The 12,357-nt window shown below is 31.1% G+C and carries 10 protein-coding genes; all 10 read left to right on the forward strand.

The window, feature by feature from the left end; translation table 11 throughout:
- The first annotated feature begins 24 nt into the window (after positions 1 to 24).
- The 10 genes from ACTTA5_RS01660 (at position 25) to rodA (ending at position 12,331) form a co-directional block, all read left to right on the forward strand.
- Positions 25 to 1,587, forward strand: coding sequence for an ABC transporter substrate-binding protein (locus ACTTA5_RS01660; RefSeq protein ID WP_440647415.1), 1,563 nt, complete (start codon positions 25 to 27; stop codon positions 1,585 to 1,587).
- A 62-nt stretch (positions 1,588 to 1,649) separates the two neighbouring features.
- The gene (locus tag ACTTA5_RS01665; protein WP_440614024.1) at positions 1,650 to 2,633 is read left to right on the forward strand and encodes an ABC transporter permease; all 984 of its coding nucleotides are present in this window, start codon (positions 1,650 to 1,652) and stop codon (positions 2,631 to 2,633) included.
- Entirely contained in the window at positions 2,626 to 3,558 is a 933-nt protein-coding gene (locus tag ACTTA5_RS01670; protein WP_425321972.1) for an ABC transporter permease, read from the forward strand. The genes ACTTA5_RS01665 and ACTTA5_RS01670 overlap by 8 nt, the downstream gene beginning before the upstream one ends.
- Positions 3,555 to 5,234, forward strand: a complete 1,680-nt coding sequence (locus ACTTA5_RS01675) for a dipeptide ABC transporter ATP-binding protein (protein ID WP_440647417.1) — start codon at positions 3,555 to 3,557, stop codon at positions 5,232 to 5,234. The genes ACTTA5_RS01670 and ACTTA5_RS01675 overlap by 4 nt, the downstream gene beginning before the upstream one ends.
- Before the next feature lie 103 nt (positions 5,235 to 5,337).
- Positions 5,338 to 6,909, forward strand: coding sequence for a 2-isopropylmalate synthase (locus ACTTA5_RS01680; RefSeq protein ID WP_440647419.1), 1,572 nt, complete (start codon positions 5,338 to 5,340; stop codon positions 6,907 to 6,909).
- Complete coding sequence (locus ACTTA5_RS01685) at positions 6,909 to 7,943, forward strand: rod shape-determining protein (protein ID WP_440647421.1); 1,035 nt, start codon at positions 6,909 to 6,911, stop codon at positions 7,941 to 7,943. The genes ACTTA5_RS01680 and ACTTA5_RS01685 overlap by 1 nt, the downstream gene beginning before the upstream one ends.
- A 3-nt stretch (positions 7,944 to 7,946) precedes the next feature.
- On the forward strand, positions 7,947 to 8,792 hold the full coding sequence (gene mreC, locus ACTTA5_RS01690) for a rod shape-determining protein MreC (RefSeq protein WP_440647423.1): 846 nt from the start codon (positions 7,947 to 7,949) through the stop codon (positions 8,790 to 8,792).
- Positions 8,792 to 9,310, forward strand: a complete 519-nt coding sequence (gene mreD / locus ACTTA5_RS01695) for a rod shape-determining protein MreD (protein WP_440647425.1) — start codon at positions 8,792 to 8,794, stop codon at positions 9,308 to 9,310. The genes mreC and mreD overlap by 1 nt, the downstream gene beginning before the upstream one ends.
- A complete protein-coding gene (mrdA, locus tag ACTTA5_RS01700; RefSeq protein WP_440647427.1) occupies positions 9,303 to 11,207 on the forward strand; it encodes a penicillin-binding protein 2 in 1,905 nt (634 codons plus the stop codon). The genes mreD and mrdA overlap by 8 nt, the downstream gene beginning before the upstream one ends.
- Positions 11,207 to 12,331, forward strand: coding sequence for a rod shape-determining protein RodA (gene rodA / locus ACTTA5_RS01705; RefSeq protein WP_440618100.1), 1,125 nt, complete (start codon positions 11,207 to 11,209; stop codon positions 12,329 to 12,331). The genes mrdA and rodA overlap by 1 nt, the downstream gene beginning before the upstream one ends.
- The last annotated feature ends 26 nt before the right edge of the window (positions 12,332 to 12,357 follow it).

Consider the following 12,357-nt stretch of genomic DNA (forward strand, 5'->3'; position numbering starts at 1 on the left):
ATAAATTTAAAAAAGAGGTTAATTATGAAGGCTAAAAATTTAGTAAGAATATTACTATCATTAGTTCTAGTATTTGGATTTTCTTCAGCATGGGCAAAAACTATCAAATGGTCAATGCAAGGAGACAGTCTTACACTAGATCCACACGCACAAAACGAAGGTCCGACTACTCAGGTATCTAGACAAGTTTATGAAGCTCTTGTTCAAAGAGCAGTAGACATGAAAATTGAACCAGCGTTAGCAAGAAAATGGACAGCAAAAGATCCTAATACTTGGATCTTTAATTTAAGAGAAGATGTAAAGTTTTCAGATGGTTCTAAAATGACTTCAGCTGATGTTGTATTTAGTATATTAAGAGCCAAACAAAGAACATCTGATTTTAAAGAATATATCAGCACGATATCTGATGTGACAGCAGTTGGTGAATATGCTGTTAAAATCACAACAAATAAACCAAACCCTATACTTTTAAATCAATTATCAAACATATTTATAATGTCTAGAGCTTGGTCTGAGAAAAATTTTGCAATGTCTCCACAAAATTGGGATGCTGGACAAGAAACTTTTTCAGCGACTAACGCTTTAGGAACTGGTCCTTTTAAAATTACTTTAAGAGAACCAAATACAAAAACAGTGTTTAAAAGAAATAAGCATTGGTGGGGTGATATGGAAGATGATGGCATAAAGCAAATTGAGTTACTTCCAATTAAAAACGCTGCAACAAGAGTAGCTGCCTTACTATCTGGTGAGATTGATTTAGTGACTGATGCACCTGTTCAAGATTTAAAAAGAATTGGTTCTTCTTCAGTACATCAAGTTGTAAGCACACCGCAGATGAGAACAATCTTTTTAGGAATGGATCAAGCAGCAGATAAATTAAGAACTGGAAATACTGGTGATAATCCTTTCAAGAAAAAAGAAGTTAGACAAGCACTTTATCAAGCAATTGACATTGAGGCTATCAAGAAAAAAGTAATGAGAGGTCTAAGTGAGCCAGCTGGAATAATTACATTCCCAGGTGTAAATGGTTACACAGCAGAACTTGATAAAAGATTACCTTATGATGTTGATGCTGCAAAAAAACTTTTAGCTAGCGCAGGTTATCCTAACGGGTTTGATGTTGAATTAAGATGTCCTAACGACAGATATGTAAATGATGAAGCAATTTGTACAGCTGTTGTTGGTATGTTGGGTAAAATTGGAGTTAATGTTAACTTGTTTGCTCAAACAAAAAGTAAACACTTCAAAGAGCTAAAAGATGACCAAGGTGATTTTTATATGCTTGGATGGGGTGTACCAACTTTAGACAGTCATTACGTATTTCATTATTTATATGAAACTGGTGCTAGTTGGAACAAAGTTAACTTCAGTAACCCTGATGTAGATGCTGCAATTAGAGTTATGGAAGGTGAAGTTGATTTAGATAAAAGAAACGCTGCAATTGCAAATGCTTGGAAAATTGTAAAAGATGATATTGCTTATCTTCCTTTACACCACCAAGTAATTTCTTGGGCATCTAAAAGTAACGTGAACGTTCCTATCAGACCTAATAACGAACCATTATTCAGAGCTGCTAGCGTAAATTAAATTAAAATTATTATAAGCCCCTTAAGTTTATAAGGGGCTTGTAAATTTAAAATCCTCATAAATTGATAAAGTATTTTTTTAAAAGATTATTTCAATCAGCTTTGGTAATGCTAGTTGTTGCCTTTGTCTCTTTTTCCTTGTTCAATTTTGTTGGAGACCCAATAAACAACATGGTTGGAGAAGAAACTTCAGATGAAGAAAGAGCTGAATTAAGAGAAACATTGGGTTTAATGGACCCAATTCATGTTCAATTTTCAAGATTTGTAATCAATGCGTCTAAAGGAGAGTTTGGTATTTCTTATCAATTAAGAAGACCCGTGTCTGAACTGATTGTTGAGAGATTACCAGCTACTATTGAACTTGTTGTAATTTCTGCTTTGATAGCATTAGTGACAGGAACTCTTTTAGGAGTTTATACAGGTATAAATAGAAAGGGTTTTTTAAGTGACTTTGTTTTAGCAATTTCATTGCTTGGAGTGTCACTCCCTACATTTGTAATTGGGATATTATTTATTTACTTATTTGCTGTAATTCTAGGAGTGCTTCCCTCGTTTGGTAGAGGAGAAGTTGTTGATATAGGATTTTGGACAACAGGCTTTTTAACAGTTTCAGGTCTTAAAGCGATAATTCTTCCATCAGTTACATTAAGTCTTTTTCAAATGACATATATCATCAGACTAGTAAGAGCTGAAATGATGGAAATTTTACAAACTGATTATATAAAATTTGCCCGAGCACGTGGAATTAGTGAAGACAGTATTAAATACAAACATGCGTTAAAAAATGGTTTGATACCTGTAATAACAATTGCTGGAATTAATATTGGAACTTTAATTGCGTTTTCAATTATAACTGAAACCGTTTTTCAATGGCCTGGAATGGGTTTCTTGTTTATTCAAGCTGTTCAGTTTGTAGATATACCAATTATGTCGGCTTATTTAGTTTTCATTGCATTTGTTTTTGTGATGATAAATTTTATAGTTGATATTCTGTATTATTTTATTGATCCAAGGATTAGAGTTAAAGGAGATACCGCAAGTGGATAATAATTTAAATTTAACAAGATGGGAAAGAATTAAGGATAGTGATATCTATCATAGCTTCATAAAATCTCCGACAGCAATTATATCTTCAGCAATTTTATTTATTATTTTTTTCTGTTCTTTTTTTATTGAATTTTTAACACCTTACACTCCTTTTGATCCATCATCTTTATCTTTGATGGATGCATTTACACCACCGTCTTGGACAGAAGATGGTTTAGCACAATTTATTCTAGGAACAGATGGTCAAGGAAGAGATATGTTATCAACCATTTTATATGGATGTAGAATATCTCTTATTGTTGGTTTTGCTGCAATTATATTTAGTCTAGTTCTTGGTGTTGGTTTAGGATTAACAGCTGGATATTTTGGTGGCAAATATGAAATGGTAGTAATGAGGCTTACAGATGTTCAGTTGACTGTACCAAGTATATTGATGGCACTCTTAGTTGATGGAATAGCAAGAGGATTAATTTCAAGAGAAATGCATGATGAAATGGCGATATATGTTTTGATTTTTGCTATTGGAATTTCCGAATGGCCACAGTTTGCAAGAGTATCTAGGGCAGCAACTTTGGTGGAAAAAAATAAAGACTATGTTTCTGCCTCAACGATAATTGGTGTTTCAAATATAGTAATTATGTTTAAACATATTTTACCAAATATTATGAGACCTGTTTTGGTTATCGGTACAATTGGTCTAGCTCTTGCTATCTTGGCAGAGTCGACTTTAAGTTTTTTGGGTGTTGGAGTTCCTCCAACAACTCCTTCTTTAGGTACATTAATAAGATTAGGCAATGATTTTTTATTTTCGGGAGAATGGTGGATTACTTTTTTCCCAGCAATTTTTTTGGTGATTTTAGCTTTTTCCATTAATTTATTAGGAGATTGGATGAGGGATACTTTAAATCCTAAATTAAAAAAATGAGTTTTTTGAAAATAAATAATTTAAGTGTTGATTATAAAATACGTAAAGAGACTGTTTACGCAGCCAAAAGCGTTAATATTGAGGTAAATAAAGGTGAAATTTTAGGATTGGTTGGAGAGTCTGGTTCTGGAAAAAGCACTGTTGGAAATGCTATAATTAATTTAATTGATGAGCCAGGAAAGGTTTCAAGTGGCTCAGTAATATTGGGAGATTTAAATATTCATGAAAATTCAGAAAGTATAGTTAAATATAGAGGCAATAAAATTGGATTAATATTCCAAGATCCACAAACGTCTTTAAATCCAATATTAACAGTTGGTGATCAATTAATTGAAACTATACAAACTCATCTAAATTTAAGCAAAGAGGAAGCAAAAAGTAAATCTATCAATCTTTTAAAGGAAGTTGGAATTAAGGATGCTGAAAAAAGATTTAATGACTATCCTCATCAGTTTTCAGGAGGAATGAGACAAAGAGTAGTTATTTCTTTGGCCTTATGTTGTGAACCAGAATTATTAATTGCTGATGAACCTACTACTGCTCTAGATGTTTCCATTCAATCACAGATTTTAGATTTAATTAAAAAACTAACAAAAGAAAGAAACCTAGCTGTGATTTTAATTACTCATGATATGGGTGTAATAGCTGAAACAGCTAATCGTGTAGCTGTAATGAAAAGTGGAAATTTAGTTGAAATTGGTGAGACAAAAAAAATTTTAACAACTCCTCAACAAAGTTATACCAAAAGTCTTGTAAGTTCTGTTCCACCTACTAACAAGAAAATTTCAAGATTTGTAATAGTAGAAAAAGAAAACAAAAATAAAGAAAATAATATTAAAATATTGAATAGATGGACTAAAAAAAAAATTACCAACCAAGATTTGGTACAAGTTAAAAATCTTAATAAAAGTTTTGATGATAATTTTTTTACAGAAAATTCTAAAAATTCTGTATTAGCTGTAAATAATGTTTCATTTGAAATAAAAGAAGGTGAGTCATTTGGATTAGTAGGGGAGAGTGGTAGTGGAAAATCAACTATTGCAAAAATGATTGTTAATTTATTTAAACCTTCCTCAGGAGATATATTTTTTGACAAAACTTGTATTACAAAAATAAAAAATAGATCAGAACTGATGAAATTTAGAAAACAAATACAAATGATATTTCAAGATCCCTATTCATCACTAAATGGTAGATTGAAAGTAAAAGATATAATCACTGAGCCTATTACACTTCACAATCCTTCTATATCTAACTCAGATCTAAATAATTATGTCTACGATTTATTAGACTCTGTTGAAATGACACAAAAATCAGCAGATAGATATCCACATGAATTTTCTGGTGGTCAAAGACAAAGAATTTCGATTGCGAGGGCTTTAGCAACTCAACCAAGACTCTTAGTTTGTGATGAACCCACATCTGCATTAGACGTCAGCATTCAAGCACAAATATTAAATTTGTTAAAAGATCTTCAAGAGCAATTAAATTTGACTATTTTATTTATTAGCCATGACTTACCGGTTGTAAGACAAATGTGTGATAGAATTGCAGTTCTAAAAGATGGCAAGTTATGTGAAGTTTCAAATACTGAAGATTTATTTTTGAACCCTAGCCATGAATACACAAAGGAACTTTTACACTTGATGCCTAAAATTGAGTCTATTTATAATTAATTTTTGTATCACCTAAAATGGACGAAAAAATTTAGCTATTTATACTAATTATTTTGCAATCTCTCTTATAGATTGTATTATAGATTTTCCAAAAATTTTTATTATGAGCGACAAAGATAGAGTCTTTATATTTGATACAACTATGCGTGATGGTGAGCAATCACCTGGCGCATCAATGAGTTTGGAAGAAAAAATTCAGATTGCTCGAGTATTTGATGAACTGGGAATTGATATTATCGAAGCGGGTTTTCCTATAGCATCACCAGGAGATTTTGAGGCAGTTTCTGAAGTTAGTAAGATTTTAAAAAATTCTATACCAGCAGGATTATCTAGACATTCAGTAAAAGATATTGATAGAGCTTATGAAGCACTAAAGCATGCTCCTAGATTTAGAATACATACTTTTATTTCTACAAGTCCATTACATATGAAGCATAAATTAAATATGTCACCTGAAGATGTTTATGAGTCAATTGGTAAACACGTTTCTTATGCAAGAAAATTCACTGATGATGTTGAGTGGTCATGTGAAGATGGGACAAGAACTGATATGGATTATATGTGTAAAACAGTTGAGCTTGCAATTAAAAATGGAGCAACAACAATTAATATCCCTGATACTGTGGGTTATACGATACCATCTGAATTCACAACAATCATTCAAACACTTTTAAACAAAGTCCCTAACATTGATAAAGCAATTTTATCTACTCATTGCCACAATGATTTAGGTTTAGCAGTAGCTAATTCTTTAGCTGGTGTTCAAGCAGGAGCAAGACAAATTGAATGTACTATAAATGGTTTAGGTGAGAGAGCAGGAAATGCTGCATTAGAAGAAGTTGTTATGGCAATTAAGACAAGACCAGACTTGATGCCTTATGAAACTGGAATCAACACAACTTTATTAAGCAAAGCATCAAAGATAGTTTCAAATGCAACTGGATTTCCAGTCCAATATAACAAAGCAATTGTTGGAAAAAATGCATTTGCCCATGAGGCAGGCATTCATCAAGATGGAATGTTAAAAAATAGACAGACTTATGAAATTATGACCCCAGAGAGTGTTGGAGTTAAACAAACCTCATTAGTAATGGGTAAACATTCTGGACGTCATGCTTTTAAAGATAAATTAAACAGTTTGGGTTATCCAGATTTAACAGACGATGTAGTAGGAAATGCATTTGCAAAGTTTAAGGTTTTAGCTGATAAGAAAAAACATGTTTATGATGAAGATATTATAGCATTAGTCGATGATAGTTTAATTGTTGATAATAAAGTAAGCGCAATTAATTTAAAATCATTAAAAGTGTTTGCTGGTACAGGAGAACCTCAAAAAGCAGAAATGACTTTAGATGTATATGGAGATGTAAAACAAGCTACAGAAACTGGGGATGGACCAGTTGATGCAATATTTAAATGTATCAAAACTCTTTATCCTCATGATGTAAATTTACAGCTTTATCAAGTGCATGCTGTAACCGAAGGTACTGATGCTCAAGCAACTGTTAGTGTAAAAATTGAGGAAAATGGAAAAACTACTGTAGGTCAAGCAGCAGATACTGATACTTTAGTTGCTTCTGCAAATGCTTACATAAATGCTTTAAATAAAATGATAATTAAACGAGATAAAACAGCTCCAATGGAGCAAGAAAGTCAAAAGGTAAGGGGAATATAATGGGATTATTCGATAGCGTTAAAAAAGTATGGAGCCAAGATATGGCGATTGATCTTGGAACAGCAAATACACTAGTAGTATTAAAAGGAAAAGGTGTTGTTCTTAATGAACCTTCGGTTGTTGCGATTGTTGATCAAGGCGGAAAGAAAAATGTTTTAGCTGTTGGAGATGAAGCCAAAACAATGCTTGGAAGAACACCTGGGAATATTAGTGCTATCAGACCTTTAAGAGATGGTGTTATAGCAGACTTTATAGTTACAGAAGAGATGATCAAACACTTTATAAAAAAAGTTCATAAAGGAAGTAATTTCGCTAATCCTAGAATTTTAATTTGTGTTCCAACTGGTTCAACACCAGTTGAAAGAAAAGCAATTCAAGACAGCGCATTAGCTGCGGGAGCAAGAAGAGTCCAATTAATTGAAGAACCAATTGCTGCAGCTATTGGAGCCGGACTTCCAATTTCTGAAGCTACAGGGTCAATGGTTGTTGATATAGGTGGTGGTACCAGTGAGATAGCAGTCATGTCACTAGGTGGATTGGTTTATTCTAAATCTTTAAGGGTTGCTGGTGATGCTATGGATACAGCAATAGTAAATTACATGAGAAAAGAATACAATTTACTCATTGGAGATACTACTGCTGAAAAAATTAAAAAGGAAATGGGTACAGCTGTTCCAACAGGAACTAACACTTATCCAGTAAAAGGTAGAGATTTAAGATCAGGCACTCCTAAAGAAGTAAATATTACCGAAGAAGATACTGCTGAGGCACTAAATGATATATTGAAAGAAATGGTTAGTGCAATAAAAGATGCTTTGGAAAATACTCCTCCAGAATTATCCGCCGACCTAGTAGATATGGGTCTTACTTTAACAGGTGGTGGAGCTTTATTAAAAAATATTGATAAAAGATTCTCAAAGGAAACAGGTTTACCAGTACATGTTGCTGATGATCCATTGTCTTGTGTTGCAGTTGGAACTGGTAAAGCTTTGGATCAGGAAGAAACTTTTTCTACTATGTTATCTGAATATTAAAAGATGGTAAAAGGCAGAGACGACTTTGTAATTGCCTTAAGATCAGTTTTTTTAAAAAAGAAAGATCAACAAAAGTTCTCGCTTATAAGCTTAATTATTTTATCTGTTTTTATAATAATTTTAAGTAATTTTAATTTTAAACCAATTCAACTTGTTAAATTAGGAATTAACGAAGTAATATATAGATCTTCTTATGTTGTATCTGTACCAGAAAATAAAATTGAAGAGGTAATATTTAAAATTAAATCACACCTTGATTTTTATAAAAATCATCAAAACCAATTAATTAAAATAGAGAATACGGATGAGATTAAATTATTAAATACTATTTTAACTGCTGAAAATAAAAGACTTAGAGAATTGATTGATGAAAGCATAAGTTCAGAAGATATATTTGCAAGAGTTTTAATTGATAGAGAAAGTCCATATTTAAAATCAATAGTCTTGAATAGAGGGACCAAAGATAATGTAAAGATGGGAATGACAGTAATGGATCGAAATTATTTGGTCGGTCAGATTATTGAGGTAAATTATTCAAATTCAAGAGCTCTACTTTTGTCAGATTTAAATAGCAAAATACCAGTAGTAATTCAGCCCCCATTTCTACAAGCTGTAGCCTCTGGAACTGGTAAGGATCATGGAATAATTGAATATACCAAAGATGAGTACAAAGAAAATCAGATTGAAAATGAGGCTGTTGTGTACACCTCTGGTCTTGCTGGTATTTTTAAACCAGGTATTCCAGTTGGTAAAATAACAAATAGTTCAGAGCAACTAAGTTTTTTTTCTGATTTTGGACAATTAAGTTTTGTAAAGATTGTAGAATTTAAAATAGGGGAGGGTCAATAATGGCTTCATTGAATAAAAGTACATTTTTTAGATCATTCCTCGCTTATTTACCGATTATTCTTTTGTTTTTTTCAGTGTTTAATGAATTTGACTTAAATTATTTAAAGTTAGATTATTTTTCATTCAACTTCATTTTCATTTTAATCTTTTTTTGGACTTTAAGAAATCCAGATTACCTAGGATATTTCTCAATTTTCTTAGCAGGAATTATTAACGACGTAGTAATTGGTATTCCAATTGGAATAAGTAGTTTTTGTTACTTACTAATCTGTGCCATTACCTCATATATTAGACAAATTACACTAAGTCCAAAATTTATAAATGATTGGCTTTCATTTATTATTGCTGTTTTGCTTATCAATTCAATTCAAGTAATAATTTTAGACTTAGTATTTTTATATCAGGTAGATTATATGGACTACTTAATAAACTCTGGTTTTACTTTTCTATTTTACCCATTATTTTTTATTTTATTTAACATTTTAAATAGCAAAATTTCAAATAAACAAAATGATTAGAGGTAATTCAGGTATTAGAAAAACAGACGTAATTAATAGACGGATGTTTATTATTGGTGCTGCAAAAGTAATTATTTTTACAGGAATTATAGCTAGACTTTTTTCTCTGCAAGTTAACGAAAATAAAAAATATCTTACTCTTTCAGATAAAAATAGAATTAGAGAGTGGAAGTTGCCACCAATAAGAGGTGATATAGTGGATTATTTTGGCAATGTCATAGCCGGAAATTTAAAAGTATATCAACTTCATATAATTCCTGAACAAGTTGAAAACTTCAATTATTTGTTAACTCGATTAAAAACTCTACTTAACCTGAGTGATAAAAAAATAGAAAAAATTGTAAAATCAAAAAATAAATTAAAACCTTGGGAAAGTATTATTGTTTCTGAAAACTTATCTTGGAGTGATTTTTTAAAAATAAATAATTATTTATATGACTTAGTTGGTGTTAAACCAGTTATGACCATTTCAAGAAATTACCCTTTTAGCGAAACTTATACTCATATTCTAGGATATGTTAGCCAACCTAATGAAGAAGAAATTCTTGCTAATGAAACAGTTCAAGAAAGATTTGTACCAGGAATGAAAATTGGAAAATTAGGTTTAGAAAAGACTTTAGAGAATTACTTAATTGGTACAAACGCAATTCAAAGATATGAAGTAAACGCTTATGGGAAGAGAATTAATCAACTTGAGCATCAAAAAGGAAAACAAGGTTTAAGAGTAAGATTAACTGTTGATACTGAAGTTCAAAAAGCTTGTGGAAAACTTTTAAATGATCGTGCTGGATCTATAAGTGTAATGGATATTTATACTGGCGATATCATCGCAATGTACTCTTCTCCTTCTTATGACCCAAACAAATTTTTATTTGGTATAAGCAATGATGATTGGGCATTAATTAGAAATAATCCATTAAAACCACTGGTAAATAAGACACTTGCAGGACTTTATTCTCCAGGATCTACAATAAAACCAATTGTAGCTTTATCTGCTTTAGAAAATAAAATTGTTAGTCCAAATTTTAAAGTTAAATGCACTGGTAAGATGGAACTCTATGGACAGACTTTTCACTGTTGGAAAGAAAAAGGTCATGGATTTGTAAGTTTAAAAAATGCAATGAAACAATCATGTGATACCTATTTTTATGAAGTTGCAAGATTACTAGGAGTAGATCGATTAAATGTTACAGCTGAAAAATTTGGCCTTGGTAAAAAAGTGTTAGGAGATTATTTTGATTTTGAAAAATCAGGTTTATTTCCAAACACTAAATGGAAAAAAAATAATCTTGGAAAAGGTTGGGTTCTTGGTGAAACATTAATAACTGGAATAGGTCAAGGTTACACTCAAACAACTCCACTTCAATTATGCCTTATGACAGCTCAGATTGCTAATGGAGGCTACTCTATAAAACCAAGAATAATAGTTGATAATAATGCTGTTTCTTTCGAAGAAGCTAAAAATAAATTTGAAGAAGGGTCTTTATTTTCTGAAGAAAAAAAATTATTTGAGAATCCTAAAAATATAAAAATTGTTCAAGAGGCCATGTTTAGTTCAACTAATGAATTATACGGCACATCATACAAATCTAGAATAGACGATCCAAAATATCAATTTGCTGGCAAAACTGGAACTGCGCAGGTTAAGAGAATTAGTATGCGAGAAAGAGAACTTGATCTTAAAATTGAGCAAATCCCTTATAAAGATCGAGATCACGCATTATTCGTTGCTTATGGTCCGTATATTAATCCAAGATACGCATTAAGTATTATAGTTGAGCATGGTGGCTCAGGAAGTAAAACTGCAGCACCAATTGCAAAAGAATTGTTCAAATTAATAATTGATAGAAACGATCTAAGAAATAAACAAAAAAATTTTGAGGAAATAGAAATTTGATGTTTCAACACGATAGATTAAATAACGAACTTACTTTCTGGCAAAAGGTTAAAGAGTTAGATTATATTTTACTGATAAGTATATTTTTACTTTCAATATTAAGTTTATTTGTGATGTACTCAACAGATGGAGGAGAAATTCTATTTCATACAAAAAGTCATTTTAGTAAAATAGTAGTTTTTTTCCCTTTAATGATTTTAATTGCGTTTTTTAATATTAGATGGTGGCACAACTTATCATACTTGTTTTATATAGCTGTAATTCTTCTACTAATTTATGTTTCTTTTTTTGGAATAAAATCATCAGGCTCAAGAAGATGGATGGATTTATATTTATTTAATTTACAGCCATCCGAGTTAATGAAAATAGCAATTATACTTTGCTTAGCAAAATATTATCACAGGGTTAAAATTGAAAATGTAAACTCAGTTACAAGTATCATGACAGTTATTACTATAATTTTAATACCAATTATTATGGTGCTCTCACAACCAGATTTAGGAACTTCAATTCTCATTGCATCAAGTGGACTAATTGTTTTATGGCTGGGAGGCGTTAAGATAAAATATTTTATTTATTCTTTTATAGTTTTTTTAATATCACTACCTTTTGTAATTTCTTTCTTAAAGCCTTATCAAAAATTGAGAATATTGACTTTTTTAGACCCTGATAGAGATCCATTGGGCGCTGGTTATCAAATAATTCAGTCAAAAATAGCAATAGGTTCTGGTGGCTTAGAGGGGAAAGGTTTTTTAAAAGGCACGCAAAGTTATTTGGATTTTTTACCTGAAAAACATACTGATTTTATATTCACTTTATTTTCTGAAGAGTTTGGATTTATAGGATCAGTAGGATTATTAATTTTGTATTCAATTATTATTATCAGAATTTTGAGAATAGGTGCTATCTCAAGAAGTAATTTTTCAAGGTTATTCTGTTTTGGATTTGCTTTTGCAATATTCATTTACATTGTTGTAAATCTTTCAATGGTCTTAGGTTTATTGCCAATTGTTGGTTCTCCATTACCGATAATGTCCTACGGAGGTTCCTCTATGTTAGCAACTATGATCGGATTTGGTATTGTTCTTAGCGCCAAGATAAATCACAAACAGATGATTGCTTAAAATATTTAATTTAATTAAGCATAATT

The organism is Candidatus Pelagibacter sp. HIMB1521, from assembly GCF_052047875.1.
GTDB lineage: Bacteria > Pseudomonadota > Alphaproteobacteria > Pelagibacterales > Pelagibacteraceae > Pelagibacter.